Raw genomic sequence first — 15,960 nt, 5'->3', positions numbered from 1 at the left:
ACACGGGACAAGGGAGATCATGATGCTCGAATGGGCGTCATTGCGCAGCAGACCTGACGTTCAGGAGGCCAACGGCCTTGCATCGTCCGGCGGCGTGCTCGATCCGAAATCGGCGAAGAAGATGGGCATCTCGCTGGCGCTAGGCGGTGGCTGTGCGCGTGGCTGGGCCCATATCGGCGTGCTGCGCGCGCTGGACGAAGCCGGCATCGAAGTTTCGATGATCGCAGGCACCTCGATCGGCGCGCTGGTCGGCGGCTGCTATCTCGCCGGCAAATTGGACGAACTGGAAGGGTTCGCCAGAAGCCTGACCAAGCGGCGCCTCTTCGGACTGCTCGATCTCAATCTGCGCGGCAGCGGCCTGTTCGGCGGCATGAAGCTCGATGCGCGGCTGCGCGAACACGTGGACGGTATCCGTTTTGAGGAACTGTCGAAGCCCTTCGTCGCCGTCGCTTCCGAAATCCGCACCGGCCACGAAATCTGGCTGTCGAAAGGTTCGCTCATCACCGCCATGCGCGCGTCCTACGCGTTGCCCGGCGTCTTCGAGCCCGTGAACTGCAACGGGCGCGTTCTGGTCGACGGCGCGCTGGTCAATCCGGTGCCGGTCTCGGTCTGCCGCGCCTACGAGCAGCCGCTGGTCGTGGCGGTCAACCTCCACTACGATCTGTTCGGGCGTGCCGCGGTGATCAAGCACAGCGCGGGTGAACTCGTCATCGAGAACGACGCGCCGCGTCCCGGTCAGGTCAACCCCCAGCACCCCCCGCACCAGACCCGCCTCGGCATCACCGGCGTCATGGTCGAGGCCTTCAACATCATTCAGGACCGGATCTCGCGCGCCAGGCTCGCCGGCGATCCGCCCGACATGTCGCTGCAGCCGAAGCTCAGCCATATCGGACTGACCGAGTTCCACCGCGCCGACGAGGCGATCCGTATCGGCTATCAGGCGACGATGTCCCAGATCAGCGAATTGAGGCGGCTGCAGACGGTGCTCGCCTGATCCGAAGCGTCAGTCAAGCAATCGCGGCATCAGTGATGCGGAATTGCACTGAGCGGTTGCCGTTCCAGTAATTGCCCGACAGCGAACCGGCTATATGCACGGTCTTGCCCCTGTTCTTGAACAGGAATTCGCCAAGCGCGGTGTCGACGGCGCGGAACGCGATCGCCTGGAGGTTGCCGCCGCTTTGCGACTGCAGGTCGGCGCGGATGTGGTTGGTGCCGATCGGCCGCGCATCGATAAGTCTGTGGCGCGGCAGCACAAACACCGGCGCGATGTGTCCGGCGCCGAACGGGCCGGCTTTCTCCAGCGCGTCGAGAAGCGCCAGCGTCGCGCCCTCGGCGGCTAAGGCGCCGTCGATCGCGAGGCTTTCCTCGCTCTGCAGCCGGAACACATCCGCCGCAGCGCGCTCCTCGAAGAAAGCCCGAAGCGCGCCGAGCTTGGCACGTTCCACGGTGATGCCTGCCGCCATGCCGTGACCGCCGCCCTTGGCGATCAGGCCGGCCTGCGCCGCCTCGCGCACCAGCCGGCCGAGATCGAAACCGGAGACCGAGCGCCCCGAGCCGGTGCCGATCCCATTGGCATTGAAGGCGATGGCGAAAGCGGGACGGCGCGCATGTTCCTTGAGCCGCGAGGCCAGCAGCCCGACGATGCCGGGATGCCAGCTGTTGCTGGCGGTCACGACGATGCCAGGGCCGGTGCCGCCGGCAAGCTCCGCGTCGGCCTCGGCGCGCGCCTGCGCCAGCATCTCCAGTTCCATCTGCTGCCGTTCCTGGTTCAGCCGGTCGAGCGTCTCGGCAATGCTTGCGGCTTCAACGGGATCCTCGGTGGCAAGCAGCCTGCTGCCGAGCGCGGCATCGCCGATGCGCCCGCCGGCATTGATGCGCGGCCCGATCAGATAGGCGAGATGGAAGGTATTTATCGGCTCGCCGATGCGCGAGACCCGCGCAAGCGCCGCCAGCCCCTCATTCTTCTGCTGGCGCGCCACCTGCAGCCCCTTGACTACGAAAGCGCGGTTGACGCCGGTGAGCGGCACCACGTCGCAAACGGTCGCCAGCGCGGCGAGGTCGAGCAGCGAAAGCAGATCGACCGGCGCGACGTTTGGCAAGCGTTCGCGAAGCACCTTCGCCGTCTGCACCAGGCACAGGAAGACCACACCGGCGGCGCAGAGATGCCCCTGCCCCGAAAGGTCGTCCTCCCGGTTCGGATTGACCACCGCATCCGCCGCCGGCAGCGGTCCGCCGACTTGGTGATGGTCGAGCACCACGACATCGGCGCCGGCATCTTTCGCCGCCTCGATCGACACGGCGCTGTTGGTGCCGCAGTCGACGGTGACGATCAGCTTCGCGCCGCGCGAGATCAGCTCGCGCATAGCTTCCGGATTCGGGCCGTAGCCTTCGAAGATGCGGTCGGGGATATAGATCTCGGACGGCACCGAAAACCGAGCCAGAAAGCGCTTCAGCAGCGCCGACGACGCGGCGCCGTCGACATCGTAGTCGCCGAAGATCGCCACCCTCTCGCCGGCCACGACCGCATCCGCGATGCGCGCCGCCGCCTTCTCCATGTCGGTCAGCGAGGCCGGGTTCGGCAAAAGCTCGCGAATGGTCGGATCGAGGAAGCGCTCGGTCTGCTCGACCGTCACGCCGCGCCCAGCCAGCACCCTTGCGACGATGTCCGGCACGCCATGGCCCTGCGCGATGGCCAAAGCGGCCATGTCCTGCCGCTCGGTCAGCCGGTGCTCCCAGGAAACACCGGTCGCCGACTGCCTGACATCGAGGAAGAAGCGTCTCTCGCCCATCATGAGACGCGCCGTCTGCACACCATCCTTCGGCAGATATCAAGATGCGACAGCCCTAGCAATTCCGGGAAAGCGAACCACCCCGGAAAACTGTGGAAGGGCGCTCCGACCGTAATTGCGCGAAAGTGTCTACAAGGACGAAATCAGAACTTTTCCAGATCCTGGTGACGCGCCTTGATCTCGCGCACTGTGCGCGAGGACGAGCGCAGCACGATGGTGTGAGTGGTGATGAAGGTGCGCCCGAACTTCACCCCGCCGAGCAGATTGCCGTCGGTGACGCCGGTCGCCGCGAACAGCACGTCGCCGCGCGCCATGTCCTGCGCGCGATAGACCCGCTTCGGATCCGAAATGCCCATCTTTTCGGCCCGTGCAATCTTCTCCGGCGTGTCGAGGATCAGCCGGCCCTGCATCTGTCCGCCCGTGCAGCGAAGCGCCGCCGCGGCCAGCACCCCTTCCGGCGCGCCGCCGGTGCCGAGATAGATGTCGATGCCGGTCTCTTCCGGATCGGTGGTGTGGATGACGCCGGCGACGTCGCCGTCGCCGATCAGCCGGATGGCGGCGCCCGTGGCCCGCACCGCGTCGATCAGCTTGGCATGGCGCGGCCGGTCGAGGATGCAGGCGGTGATGTCGGGCACCGCCACGCCCTTGGCCTTGGCGAGATTGGCGATGTTCTCGGCCGGCGGCGCGTCGATGTCGATCAGGCTGTCCGGGTATCCCGGCCCGATGGCGATCTTGTCCATGTAGACGTCGGGCGCGAACAGCAGGCTGCCCTTCTCCGCGATGGCGATGACGGCAAGCGCGTTGGGAAGGTTCTTGGCGCAGATCGTCGTGCCTTCGAGCGGATCGAGCGCGATGTCGACCGCCGGGCCTTTGCCGGTGCCGACCTCTTCGCCGATATAGAGCATCGGCGCCTCGTCGCGCTCGCCCTCGCCGATGACCACGGTACCCTTGATGGCCAACCGGTTGAGTTCCTGGCGCATCGCATCGACCGCGACCTGGTCGGCCGCCTTCTCATCGCCGCGACCGCGCAGCCTGGCAGCGGCGACCGCGGCCCTTTCGGTCACACGCACCACTTCCATGGTGAGGATACGATCGAGGCCGGCTGCGATGTTTTGGGCCATGTTCATGGATGGGCATTCCTCGTTGAAACTGCGCTTTGCCTCCCGCCAGAAGCGCGCTTCTTCTGGCAAAGCTCCATGACAACGGCAAGACTTGCCATGTCAATTTTTGAAATGGCAGCAATATCAATCGATTAAAGGTGAAATATGACTCGAACTATTCCGCCCGCTCGATACGGATCACCTGCGGCTTGTCGGTGAGATGGCCGTCCTTGGTGACGCCTTCGACCGCCTTGCGCACCGCCGCTTCCGTTGTCTCGTGGGTGACGAGGATGACTGTCTTTTGCTCTTCGGTTGCCGGCCCGGCGGCCTGCTGGACGATCGATTCCAGTGAAATATCGTTGTCGGCCATGCGCTTGGCGATCGCCGCGAAGACGCCGATGCGGTCGTGCACGGTGAGCCGGATGAAATAGCCGCCGGCATGGCTGCGCATCTGCGCTTTCCTGTAGGGCTTCAACTCCTTCGCCGGCCAGCCGAAGACCGGCCCGTGCTGGAACCCCGGCCGGCTCTTGGCGATATCGGCAATGTCGCCGACCACCGCCGAGGCGGTGGCATTGCCGCCGGCGCCGGGGCCGGAGAGCAAAAGCTCGCCCAGGATGTCGGTCTCGATCGCCACGGCATTGGTGACGCCATGCACCTGCGCGATGACCGAGGCCGTCGGCACCATGGTCGGATGCACGCGCTGCTCGATGCCGCTGTCGGTGCGCTGCGCGACGCCGAGCAGCTTGATGCGATAGCCGAGCTCGGCTGCGGCGCGAATGTCGGCCTGGGTGATGTTGGAGATGCCCTCCATGTAAATGTCGTTGGCGGCGATCTTCGTGCCGAACGCAAGGCTGGTCAGGATCGACAGCTTGTGCGCCGTGTCATGGCCTTCGATGTCGAAGGTCGGGTCGGCTTCGGCATAGCCGAGGCGCTGCGCGTCCTTGAGGCAGGCATCGAAAGAGATGCCTTCGGCCTCCATGCGGGTCAGAATGTAGTTGCAGGTGCCGTTGAGGATGCCGAAGACGCGGGTGACCTGGTTGCCGGCCATCGCCTCGCGCATCGTCTTGATGACCGGGATGCCGCCGGCCACCGCAGCCTCGTAGTTGAGCAGCACGCCCTTCTTCTCGGCGATCTCGGCGAGTTGCACGCCGTGCTTGGCCAACAGCGCCTTGTTGGCCGTCACGACATGGCGGCCGGCCTCGAGCGCCGCCTTCACCGATGCACGCGCTGGCCCTTCGTCGCCGCCGATCAGCTCGACGAAGACATCAATGTCGGCCTTCTCGGCCATCTTCGCGGCATCGTCGAACCATTTGGTGTCGCCCAGATCGACACCGCGGTCGCGCTTCGGATCGCGCGCCGAAACCGCTGTGACGACAATGTCGCGACCGCACTGGCGGGTGAGCTCGGCGGCCTTGTCGTTGAGCACGCGCGCCACCGAGGCGCCCACCGTGCCAAGGCCGGCAATTCCAACACGCAACGCTTCAGCCATGTCCGGCGACGCCCCTCAAAGATTGGTCGGTGTGTTGTGCGGTGAATTCAGCGGCGCGCGGTGAGCGGCACAACATTGTTGGGCTGCTTGGCGGTCGAGGCCAGGAAGCGCTTGATGTTGCGCGCCGCCTGGCGGATCCGGTGCTCGTTCTCGACCAGCGCCACACGAACGAAATCGTCGCCGTGCTCACCGAAGCCGATGCCCGGCGCCACCGCCACGTCGGCGTGCTCGATGAGCAGCTTGGAGAATTCGAGCGAGCCGAGCTGGCGGAACTGTTCCGGGATCGGCGCCCAGGCGAACATCGAGGCCGCCGGCGCCGGAATGGTCCAGCCGGCACGGCCGAAGGAATCGACCATCACATCGCGCCGCTTGTGATAGACCTCGCGCACCTCGGCGATGTCGGCACCGTCGCCGTTGAGCGCATGCGCCGCCGCCACCTGGATCGGCGTGAAGGCGCCGTAGTCGAGATAGGATTTGACGCGCGTCAGCGCCGCGATCAGCCGCTCGTTGCCGACCGCGAAGCCCATGCGCCAGCCGGGCATGGAAAAAGTCTTCGACATCGAGGTGAACTCGACGCAGACATCCATCGCCCCTGGAACCTGGAGCACCGAAGGCGGCGGATTGCCGTCGAAATAGATCTCGGAATAGGCAAGGTCCGACAGGATGATGATGTCATTCTTCTTCGCGAAGGCGACCACGTCCTTGTAGAAATCGAGCGAGGCGACAAGCGCCGTCGGGTTCGACGGATAGTTGAGGATCAGCGCCAGCGGCCTTGGGATCGAGTGGCGGATGCCGCGCTCGACCGCCGGGATGAAGCCGTCATCCGGTTCCACCTGCAGCGAGCGGATGACGCCGCCCGACATGATGAAGCCGAAGGCGTGGATCGGATAGGTCGGATTGGGGCACAGGATGACGTCGCCGGGCGCGGTGATCGCCTGCGCCATGTTGGCAAAGCCCTCCTTCGAGCCGAGCGTCGCCACCACTTGCGTGTCGGGATTGAGCTTCACGCCGAAGCGGCGGGCATAGTAGTTCGCCTGGGCCCGGCGCAGGCCCGGAATGCCGCGCGAGGACGAATAGCGATGCGTGCGCGGATCGCGCACCACTTCGCATAATTTGTCGACGATGGCCTTCGGCGTCGGCAGGTCCGGATTGCCCATGCCAAGGTCGATGATGTCGGCACCGCGCGAGCGGGCGCTGGCCTTCAGCCGATTGACCTGCTCGAACACGTAAGGCGGAAGGCGGCGGACCTTGTGAAATTCTTCCATTGGAGTTCCAGACGAGCAAAGGGGGCGCTTTTCGGCGCGATATAGACCTAATTGCAGTTAGGGTCGAGGGCGGGATCGCATTTGCCTTCGATCTGCTTCAGCGCGACGTCGCCATGCGTCCTGGCGAGCGTGTTCAGCGCCGCCGTATTGGCGGCTGGCTTCGCGCGGCCGCCCTTGGCAAGCTGCGCCTGCTGCTCGGCCTTGAGCTGGGCAAGCTTGGCGGCAGTCTCTTCCTTCGTCAGCTGCTTGGCGGCTACCGGCGGCGGAATGTTGAGGTTCGGATAGGAGCCGGTGTCCTTCGGCCCCTCGGTCACCGCGGTCGGATTGTTGGTGTTGCTGCTGGTCTCGCAGCCGCCCGCAAGCAACGGCGTGCATAGCACCGCGGCTGCGGCGGCGATGCGGCAAATCGAACCGGCGCCGAGAAAATAAGTCCCGCCAACATTAATCGTCATATTGTTTTCCTGGCAGCCGAGTTAGAGCGTGTTGGACCCGGTCAGATGTCCCATGGTAATATGTCAAGAAAACGCTCCGGGAGGAACCCCGCGAACCATGTCCAAAGCGCCCGATTCGGACAAAGCGGAAAATGGCGGACCTTCGACCGTCGAGCAATATCTGGTGAAAGATCCCGAACGCTTCGCGTTGAACATGGCGCGCATGATCGAGCAGGCCGGCAAGGCGGCCTCCGCCTGGGCCGAGCCGCGCGAAAAGGGTGAGGTGCGCGACCACGTCGCCGAACCCGTGGTCGACATGGTCAAGACCTTCTCCAAGCTCTCGGAGTACTGGCTGGCCGACCCGCAGCGCGCGCTGGAAGCGCAGACGCGGCTTTTCGCCGGCTACATGACGGTCTGGGCGAACGCCATCCAGAAGGTCAGCCCGAGCCCCAACGCCGAAGCCCCCGAGGACGCGGTCAAGCCCGAGCGCGGCGACAAGCGCTTCCAGGATCCGGAATGGGGCCGCAATGCCTTCTTCGACTTCCTGAAACAGGCCTATCTCGTCACCTCGCGCTGGGCCTCGGATCTCGTCGATCATGCCGAGGGCCTGGACGAGCACACCCGCCACAAGGCCAGCTTCTACGTCAAGCAAGTGTCCAACGCCATCGCGCCGTCGAATTTCATTCTGACCAATCCCGAGCTGTTCCGCGAGACCGTCGCCTCCAACGGCGAGAATTTGGTGCGCGGCATGAAAATGCTGGCCGAGGACATCGCCGCCGGCAGGGGCGACCTGAAGCTGCGCCAGGCGGACTACGCGCCGTTCGAGATCGGCAAGAACATCGCCACGACACCCGGCAAGGTCATCGGCCGCAGCGATGTCGCCGAGATCATCCAATACGATGCGACGACGGAGACGGTGCTGAAGCGCCCCCTGCTCATTTGCCCGCCCTGGATCAATAAATACTATATCCTCGACCTCAACCCGCAGAAATCCTTCATCCGCTGGGCAATCGAGCAGGGCCACACGGTCTTCGTCATCTCCTGGATCAACCCGGACGAGCGCCACGGCGCCAAAGGCTGGGAGGCCTATATCCGCGAGGGCCTGCAATATGGCCTCGACATGGTCGAGAAGGCGACCGGCGAGAAGGAGGTCAACGCCATCGGCTATTGCGTCGGCGGCACGCTATTGGCCGCGGCGCTCGCGCTGCTGGCGCAGGAAGGCGACCACCGCATCAGATCGGCGACCTTCTTCGCCACTCAGGTCGACTTCACCTATGCCGGCGATCTCAAGGTCTTCGTCGACGAGGACCAGGTTGCCGCGGTCGAGCGCTCGATGAGCGAAAAGGGCTATCTCGACGGCACCAAGATGGCGACCGCCTTCAACATGCTGCGCTCGGGCGACCTGATCTGGCCTTATGTCATCAACAACTATATGCGCGGCAAGGACCCGCTGCCCTTCGACCTGCTCTACTGGAATGCCGATTCGACCCGCATGGCGGCGGCCAACCATTCCTTCTATCTGCGCAATTGCTATCTCGAGAACAATCTCTCCCGCGGCACGATGGAGCTTGCCGGCCGCACCGTCTCGCTGGCCGACATCACGATCCCTGTCTACAACCTCGCCACGAAGGAAGACCACATCGCGCCGGCGCTTTCGGTGTTCCTCGGCTCGCGCTATTTCGGTGGCGACGTCGAATATGTCATGGCGGGCTCCGGCCACATCGCCGGCGTCGTCAATCCGCCGGCGGCGCACAAGTACCAGTACTGGACCGGCGGCAAGCCGGTGGGGGATTTCAGCACCTGGTTCGCCGGCGCGCACGAGCATGCCGGCTCATGGTGGACGCACTGGCAGCACTGGATCGAAAGCCAGGACAACATCCATGTGCCCGCCCGCAAACCGGGCAAGCGTATGAAAACCTTGGGGGACGCGCCGGGCACCTATGTCAAGGTGCGTGTGTAACCGGCTGTAACGTCTGGTGAGTTGACGGGCCGCCCAAACAGGGCGAAATGGTGATGTTAATCGTTTTCGTAGCCTCAGCTCGCCTGCAGACAAACAATAAATCCGAGGCTTTGCAGATCGATACAGATCCCGTTTCCGGTTCGGGAACAGGAGGTCGCCGCCAGAGGCATTGGAGTGCTGCGGCGACGATGTACGGACCGGATGCCGAGGGGGAATTTTATTTTGAAATCAGCAGGTTGGCGCCTTGCACGAAGGGAAAGCCGCAGCATCGTGGCAGCGCTTTTATCCGTGCTTCTGGCCTCCTGCACCTCGACCGGCGACCCGACGATGTCGGTCGTCACGCCCGCCTACAATTCAACCGCCACAGAGATGAGCGCGGCTTCCAGCGCCCAGTCCGCGGCGTCGGCCGATTCGACCTCGCAGGCGTCGTCGACCTCCCCGGCATCCCCAGAGGCGGCATCGACCGTGATGGGCGAAGACGACAAACCGTTGCCTGAAAAAGTTGCCTATGTGCCGGAAACCCGGCCCGGAGCAGCCTTCCCCGCGGTAGCGGTTCCTGCTGACGCCGGCTCGATCGCCGGCAACACGCCGCAACCGCTGGTACATCCGCCGCAGACGGCAGAGGAGACGAAAGCGGCCGCCGACAAAGTCGCTGCCGGCGATGCCGCCGCGGTCGCATCGCAAGCGCAGGCGACCGTGCAGGCGATGAGCAAAGGCGTCTACGTGACAGCGGGCGAGCCCCAGCAACAGCCGATCGCCGCGCCGAAGAAGGGGCTGTTTGCTTCTCTGTTCAGCACCACGCCGGCCTCGGCCGCGCCTGCCCCGCTGATCAACACGCGCTCCAGCGACCAGCCCGCCGCCCAGGCCAAGACCACGTCGCCGGCGACAAAGCCGATCGTCACCCTCGCCTCCGCGACCCCGGGCGACAAGCCGGTGCAACTGGCTTCTCTCGGTGACGACAGCAGCAACCACATCACCGGCGCCGATGCCTTGCCCGGCGTGCGCCAGACGGCGCTGTTCGAGATCAAGCGCAAGTCCGGCATCGACGACGAGAGCGACGTCGATCTCAACGAGGACGAAGGCGGCGGCTCCTACCAGGTGGCGTCGGCCGCCGGTATGGCAAGGCTCGCGCCCAACGGCCTCTTGAGACAGAACGAAAGTGTCGACGTCGCCTGCCTGAAGCCTTCGCTGGTGCGCGTGCTGAAAACGATCGAGGGTCATTTCGGCCGCAAGATGATCGTCACCTCCGGCTATCGCGACCCTGCCCGCAACCGCCGCGCCAACGGCGCCAAGAACTCGCTGCACATGTATTGCGCTGCCGCCGACATCCAGGTTCCCGGCGTCTCCAAGTGGGAGCTGGCGAGCTATGTGCGTTCGATGCCGGGCCGCGGCGGCGTCGGAACCTACTGCCACACCGAATCCGTCCATGTCGACGTCGGCCCCGAGCGCGACTGGAACTGGCGCTGCCGCCGGCGCGGCGGCGGCGGCGACAACTAAGCGGCTTACCTGCTTCGGTCGAACTGTTTTCCGGTTGCCAAACATGCGTTTTGCAGGCTCGCGAAAAAAGTTGTCGCATGTGGCGGCAGATGGGTTGCCGGTTGCGAGCAACGCAATTATAAGCCGCTTCGTCTGAGCGCGCCCATCGTCTAGCGGTTAGGACACCGCCCTTTCACGGCGGTAACAGGGGTTCGATTCCCCTTGGGCGTACCAGCAAATGTCAGGGAGTTAGCACCCTCTCCCGGCAAATCATCCAATAAGCGTCAAATAGCGACTGCGTATTACGGCCGACGGGTGACCGCGAAATGGCCCGCTCTGAGAATCCGTGGCGGCTCCTGTCATCCGTTCGCGATTTTCATAACGTGAACGCCTTCCAGCGCTCCATCGAGTCAGACATTATGGCTCAAGGAGTGCGAAACCATATAGCGCCCACAACTGCTCACATTCCCTCGCCCTGAGGCTCGGTGTTCCTGCTTTTCCGTAAAACACCATCGCTCCGCGAACTCCGTATCCAAGCACGGATGCATTCGCAACGAACTGGATAGCTTGCCCCAGGCGCATAGTGCCGATCTTGGCATCAGTCTTGTTGGCGAGGTCGACGACTCCAAGGATCTCAGCGTCAGTGTTCCTGGCTTCGAGAACGGCATCCGAAGTCGCACTGGTGACGCTAAAAAGCATCGTATTAGCCTCTGCTAATAATAACAGCGAACTAACGCGTCTTGTTCCCGAGGATCGACAGGCCCGGCCACCGAGGTCGCCGGGAATTGCCTCGTATTTTAGCGACATCTGAAACAAAGGGATTTCGCGAGCGTTTAAAGCTCCACAAAGGAGCTTCGACGATGGACCCGGCTACGGCAGCGGTGATGGTTTTGCTTTTGTGCAGCCCAGGCGAGGCTTCGATCTGCAAACCGCTTAATACGGCGCCTCGGGTTTTCGCCTCCCTCAACGAATGCCGTGTCACATTGGAAGCTGAACTCGCCGGCGCTCCTAGCGGAAGAATGGTCGGCCGATGCCAGGTCGTCGATCCGACCATCACGGGCTCTTTGCCAGCCGGCTATACGACAGTTACAGTTACGCGCGGCGACAGCAATGTCAGGTATATTGTTCCGTACAAGGAATAGCCGGGCCACCTGAGCAGCCGAGCCTCGTCCGAAGAGTATCGATCAGCAGCCCGTCTATTTCCGCCGCCAAACATTCTCCACCCGAACCAAGACGAAGCCAGTGGCGTGGGTCGATCTCAATCCGGTAGGAATCGCCGTGCAAGGTTTCCATCGTATGGGCCAGGAATCGCGCAGCAAGATCGACTTGGGCCAGCTTCGCCTTGACCTCTGCGGCTCCGTCGGCGACGGCATCGGCACGCTGCGGAATTGTCCTCCTGCCGAACAAGGGCGGCTTAGCCGGCTCTACGCTGAAACTTCGTCAGATACCGTCCCAAGTGTTGGAAGAAAGATATTTGGTGGTCGGCATAACTGCCCAGCCAAAATCCATTTGCATTTCGCGCGGCGGGCTGTTCAGCATCCGCGTCGTTTTTTGGGCATCATGCGCATATTTCAGGGCCGCTCCCATGCGGTTGAGCGTTTTTAAAATCGACATGGCTCATCATCCTTCCATGTGCCGAAGCCGTCCCGCGAGCGATCTTCGGCTGCTTTCGATCGGTACTAGATGGTCGATGATTGTTTCCGCCGCGTCGCACGCAAGCTCACGGGCTGTAACCAAACAGTTGCCCCTGAAACGCTCGCACACAACCAAGCTGGTCAGAAGGTTTTGAGGTGATCGGAGTTGTCCCAGGCATCCCACGCACAGGGAGCGTGTGCCGTTGCCTCCTCGAAACAAAGCCGAAATTGCGCACCATCAGATCGAAACATGATCGCTGCAAAAACGGCGTTGACCGGCACTGCCGGAAATCAGAGCAAAGGGAAACTCAAATGACCAACATTATTCGCAATGCAATTCTGGCTACTGTCGCGGTTTTCAGCTTGGTCGGTGCGGCTTATGCTCAGCAGCAGACCATCACTTCTTGCAGCAATCACGATGGCTACTGGAACCAGTGCCTGGGTGCCGCAAACAACGGCCACCAGAGCGGCGGCCGCGGACACGATCGCCACTGATTGACGATCGGGTTCCAACAAATGCCTCGCTGGCAAGTTGCCGGCGGGGCTTTGTGCGTTCTGGCAATTTTTTTGACACAGCACATCGCGCATTGCCCAAGCGTCAGCGGAGCGGATTCTGAGTTGCACGCCGGACGCATGCAGCCGACGGCTCCGGTGATTGAACAGCACAAATATGCGGTCTTATCGGCTCGGATCCGTTAGGAAGCAGCGTCAAACACCACCGCCGCCTTGCCGGTTCTCACCCGCCATACCGCTCAATAATCTTCCTTGGCTATCGTCAGCCCCCGCCCGGCGCCTGGAATGAATTGCGTACGCGCCGGATCGACCCGGAAGAACGGCTCCGAAGGCCTTTCCAATAGGTCCGGCGGAATTGAATCCTCCCCTTGGCGGGAGTTTGATGACATTGTCCGGTCAGAGTTTTGATGTGAGTCCCGCAGATGCCCAAGATGCCTCACGCCGGCCAACGCGTAAGTTTGCCACCAATAGCCGCAGCTCAAAAACCGATATTTGTTGACCGGTCCGGCGAAACTTGCCGGATCCGCACCTTGCGGCCGAATGAAGTGAATGAGCGCTTCACAAGGTGGCTTGCCGATCCAGCTGTCAGCGCCGGGTTGAACATGGCTGGCACGGCAATGGGGCTCGAATCGTTCCGCACGTATGTCAATAGTTTCGACAATGTACGGCGTAACCTGCTGGCGATCCGCCTGCTCGACGACGACCCGATCGGCTTGATCATGATCGAGATTGATCCACGTCACCGCAATGGGTCTCTGCACATCATCGTCGGGGATAAAGCACAGCGGAAGCTCCAGATTTCAATCGAGGCCACTCGCCTCGCAATCTGGCATCTGTTCGTCGAACGCAGATTGGAAAAGCTGATGTTTGAGCCGCTGGCTCGAAATCAAGCAGCAGTGACAGCTTGCCGGCTTGGAATGCTGCGCCAAGAGGGGACGTTGCTGTCCCACCGACTCGACATAAAAACGGGTGAACGCCTGGATCAGCTTATCTTTGCGTTGACTGTGGACGAGTTCAAGAAGCGCGTGCGAGTTGTTCCGTCCCTTCCGGTTTTTGAGGGACCCGGCTTATCGCGCCACTTTGTGCGCGAGACAGCCAAGTCATTCGGCCGCAACCTTTCCTGATGCATGTCGCGCCCAAAGTGCGCAGCGCTTTTTGGGGAAGCGACAGGCGTCAAAACCAAAGACTTGAAAGCGGGACGCGCTTTTACTCGCTAGAAGCGGTAGGAAATGCCGAAATTCAAGGTGCCAAACGACGGTTTGAATGTCACCTGATCGGCGCCATTGCCGCCCACGTGAACACTGCTGAACACGTAGTGGACGTATTCTGTCTTGAGCGCCCAATGCGGAGCGAAAGCGTATTCGACACCTGCACCGAATGCCCCGCCGACTTTGGTCGTGGTGACTGCGTCCGCCCCGCCCAAGATTCCGGTTGTCGATGAGGAAGTCTCAAAACGGGAAACGGCAACGCCGGCTGTGCCGTACAGCAAGAACTGATCCGACGCCAAGAAGCCCGCACGCGCGCGAGCAGACGCTACCCAGTCCAAATCGTAATTGTATGAGTGGGTCTTTCCGCCGAAGATCGGATCCACCACGACATGAGACGAATTCTGGTTGTGAAAGCCCAGGAAATCGAAACTTGCGACGCCGCCGTAGACGAATTGGCCTGCCTGCCAGTCGTGGCCGACGTAGACGCCACCTATGAAGGCCGTGTCGCTGAAATCCGAACTGCTGACGGCCGAAGGCCCATCGAACCCGGGATGCGAAAACCCGGCTCCGATCTCCGCGCCAGCGTAATATCCCGTCCAGCTACCGTCTTGAGCGTTCGCTGGCGCTGCCAGGGCAGCCAAGGCGACCGACGCATAGAAAATCTTGATCATGAAATCATCCCCACCCGTAAGCTCACCCATAGCCGACGTGACAGCGAAATGCTGTAGCGGCGCTACCACACTAGGTTTTGGGGTGCGCTGCCCGATTCATGTTCGATAGGGACAGGCTAGGAAGATTTGGACGGCGCGTTTCAGGCATGGCGTATCGGAAGTGTGCCGCCGGCGCTGAGACGCCACGATCGACAGCACGACGCCCGAAGTCATCGAGGCGTCACGACTGGTCCGCAGATGACATCCAAGACGCAGTGATACAAAACCGAACCTCTGCCTGACGCCTCGGAACAAATCTCCGTGACCCATAGCTGAAAGCAATCGTGCACTATATTATAACATGGTCGAGGCGATGCGATGTCGAACGTCTACGATCTTGGAAGCGATCTGGTGCGTCGTATCTATGAAAAACGCATAGATGCACCGGCGATTCTTGATGCCTCCACGCATTTTCCCAACGCGACGAAGTTCGCAGCCGTCTGGCAGAGTATTCGCGATGAAGCGCTGTCGGTGCAGTTGAACCGGGTTCCGCGTTTTCACGACATCATGCCGGAACAGGCCGAGATTTCGGCCAATGACGGCCTCGATTGGCGCATGTTCGTGCTCAAGGCCTACGACATGACGATCCCGGAAAACCTTGGGAAGATGCCTACCCTCAGCCGGTTGCTGTCCGAGTGCCCCGAGGTCAAATCGGCGGCTGTTTCATTCCTGGCGCCGCGCAAGCACATCCCGCCCCACCGCGGCCCCTTTCGCGGCATCATGAGATTTCATCTCGGCCTTGTCATTCCGAAACTGGCGGACGGCCGCCCGGCAACGATCATGATGATCAACCATGAGGAAAAGCGGATCGCCGACGGCGAATGTCTGCTGTGGGACGACACTTTCGAGCACGAGGTCATGAACAGCGCCGATCAGGCGCGTATCGCCTTGTTGCTTGATGTGTGGCGCCCGGATATGCCGCTGGACATGGAGATCCTGTCCAGGTTGATCGTTCGAGGCGTGCAGGTGGGAATGCACTACAGAGGGGTATCTTTCGCCGGTTAAAGCGTCACGCTCTCGCTTCGCGAAACCCTCTTGCGCTGCCGCCGCGCTTCAGCGGCAACATCATGTCCCTTGCGAGCAAACCGCTGACGCGGCAGAAGGCCATGAAGGCCCGGCACGCTTCCTCGGCGCTTGCCACATCGACTGTCGCGCCGAAGCAGGCGTTAAACGCGGCGTCATAAACCTTGCCCTGCCGGCGCTTCGGCCAGTTCTGCAGGAAATCGAGCGCCTGCTCGACGCTGTAGATTTCCTCGACCGGCAGGCCGGGCGCGGGCGTGATGCGCACCGGCACCTCGAATTGCAGTCTGTCCATTCCCTGTCTCCCGAACTGGCGAAGTCGGAGCAACGCCGTTCGTTCTGAAAAGTTCTTTGACCGGTTTTTG

General features: G+C 62.4%; 15 protein-coding genes, 1 tRNA gene and 1 pseudogene. 6 read left to right on the top strand and 11 right to left on the bottom strand.

Going from position 1 to position 15,960, the window contains the following annotated elements; all coding sequences use genetic code 11:
* Positions 1-22: 22 nt before the first annotated feature.
* The gene (locus CK215_RS01510) at positions 23-994 is read left to right on the top strand and encodes a patatin family protein (RefSeq protein WP_095830155.1); all 972 of its coding nucleotides are present in this window, start codon (positions 23-25) and stop codon (positions 992-994) included.
* Between the two features lie 13 nt (positions 995-1,007).
* On the opposite strand, the gene recJ is transcribed toward CK215_RS01510, so the two are convergent.
* The 5 genes from recJ to CK215_RS01485 all read right to left on the bottom strand — a co-directional run bounded on the left by recJ (position 1,008) and on the right by CK215_RS01485 (position 7,095).
* Positions 1,008-2,792: a single-stranded-DNA-specific exonuclease RecJ gene (gene recJ / locus CK215_RS01505; RefSeq protein ID WP_095829888.1), complete on the bottom strand. Its 1,785-nt coding sequence runs from the start codon at positions 2,790-2,792 to the stop codon at positions 1,008-1,010.
* A 140-nt stretch (positions 2,793-2,932) separates the two neighbouring features.
* A complete protein-coding gene (glpX, locus tag CK215_RS01500) occupies positions 2,933-3,916 on the bottom strand; it encodes a class II fructose-bisphosphatase (protein ID WP_095830154.1) in 984 nt (327 codons plus the stop codon).
* 148 nt (positions 3,917-4,064) lie between these two features.
* Positions 4,065-5,378 carry a homoserine dehydrogenase gene (locus tag CK215_RS01495; protein WP_067328043.1) on the bottom strand — a complete coding sequence of 438 codons (1,314 nt, stop codon included), beginning with the start codon at positions 5,376-5,378 and terminating at the stop codon, positions 4,065-4,067.
* Between the two features lie 47 nt (positions 5,379-5,425).
* Positions 5,426-6,643, bottom strand: a complete 1,218-nt coding sequence (locus CK215_RS01490; protein ID WP_067000132.1) for an LL-diaminopimelate aminotransferase — start codon at positions 6,641-6,643, stop codon at positions 5,426-5,428.
* A 47-nt stretch (positions 6,644-6,690) separates the two neighbouring features.
* Positions 6,691-7,095, bottom strand: a complete 405-nt coding sequence (locus tag CK215_RS01485; protein ID WP_170950198.1) for a hypothetical protein — start codon at positions 7,093-7,095, stop codon at positions 6,691-6,693.
* Between the two features lie 97 nt (positions 7,096-7,192).
* Between CK215_RS01485 and phaC the strand changes: the two genes are divergently transcribed.
* The 3 genes from phaC (at position 7,193) to CK215_RS01470 (ending at position 10,744) form a co-directional block, all read left to right on the top strand.
* Positions 7,193-9,034, top strand: a complete 1,842-nt coding sequence (gene phaC, locus CK215_RS01480; protein WP_095829887.1) for a class I poly(R)-hydroxyalkanoic acid synthase — start codon at positions 7,193-7,195, stop codon at positions 9,032-9,034.
* Between the two features lie 201 nt (positions 9,035-9,235).
* Positions 9,236-10,531: a YcbK family protein gene (locus tag CK215_RS01475; protein ID WP_095829886.1), complete on the top strand. Its 1,296-nt coding sequence runs from the start codon at positions 9,236-9,238 to the stop codon at positions 10,529-10,531.
* A 138-nt stretch (positions 10,532-10,669) separates the two neighbouring features.
* A tRNA-Glu gene (locus CK215_RS01470) sits at positions 10,670-10,744 on the top strand.
* A gap of 879 nt (positions 10,745-11,623) precedes the next feature.
* Here CK215_RS01470 and CK215_RS31200 read toward each other — a convergent pair.
* The 4 genes and pseudogenes from CK215_RS31200 to CK215_RS32385 form a co-directional block, all read right to left on the bottom strand.
* Positions 11,624-11,917, bottom strand: a complete 294-nt coding sequence (locus CK215_RS31200) for a hypothetical protein (protein WP_170950197.1) — start codon at positions 11,915-11,917, stop codon at positions 11,624-11,626.
* A 33-nt stretch (positions 11,918-11,950) separates the two neighbouring features.
* Positions 11,951-12,124 (bottom strand): hypothetical protein, encoded by a 174-nt coding sequence (locus CK215_RS31195; protein WP_095829885.1) that lies wholly within the window; start codon positions 12,122-12,124, stop codon positions 11,951-11,953.
* Positions 12,125-12,435: 311 nt separating this feature from the next.
* Positions 12,436-12,732, bottom strand: a complete 297-nt coding sequence (locus CK215_RS31190; protein WP_170950196.1) for a hypothetical protein — start codon at positions 12,730-12,732, stop codon at positions 12,436-12,438.
* Positions 12,733-12,852: 120 nt separating this feature from the next.
* A pseudogene (locus CK215_RS32385) lies at positions 12,853-13,013 on the bottom strand (two-component sensor histidine kinase); the annotation flags it as partial.
* Positions 13,014-13,079: 66 nt separating this feature from the next.
* Between CK215_RS32385 and CK215_RS01445 the strand changes: the two are divergent.
* Positions 13,080-13,781: a GNAT family N-acetyltransferase gene (locus CK215_RS01445; RefSeq protein ID WP_095829884.1), complete on the top strand. Its 702-nt coding sequence runs from the start codon at positions 13,080-13,082 to the stop codon at positions 13,779-13,781.
* 89 nt (positions 13,782-13,870) lie between these two features.
* Here CK215_RS01445 and CK215_RS01440 read toward each other — a convergent pair whose 3' ends face one another.
* Positions 13,871-14,536, bottom strand: a complete 666-nt coding sequence (locus CK215_RS01440; protein ID WP_170950195.1) for an outer membrane beta-barrel protein — start codon at positions 14,534-14,536, stop codon at positions 13,871-13,873.
* Between the two features lie 357 nt (positions 14,537-14,893).
* Between CK215_RS01440 and CK215_RS01435 the strand changes: the two genes are divergently transcribed.
* Complete coding sequence (locus tag CK215_RS01435; RefSeq protein ID WP_095826126.1) at positions 14,894-15,580, top strand: aspartyl/asparaginyl beta-hydroxylase domain-containing protein; 687 nt, start codon at positions 14,894-14,896, stop codon at positions 15,578-15,580.
* 4 nt (positions 15,581-15,584) lie between these two features.
* On the opposite strand, the gene CK215_RS01430 is transcribed toward CK215_RS01435, so the two are convergent.
* Positions 15,585-15,890 (bottom strand): DUF982 domain-containing protein, encoded by a 306-nt coding sequence (locus CK215_RS01430; RefSeq protein WP_095779214.1) that lies wholly within the window; start codon positions 15,888-15,890, stop codon positions 15,585-15,587.
* Positions 15,891-15,960: the final 70 nt, after the last annotated feature.

Source organism: Mesorhizobium sp. WSM3864 (assembly GCF_002294955.1).
Classification (GTDB): Bacteria; Pseudomonadota; Alphaproteobacteria; order Rhizobiales; family Rhizobiaceae; genus Mesorhizobium.
Note: the sequence above shows the minus strand (reverse complement) of the source record. Positions and strands in the feature narration are given on the sequence as shown.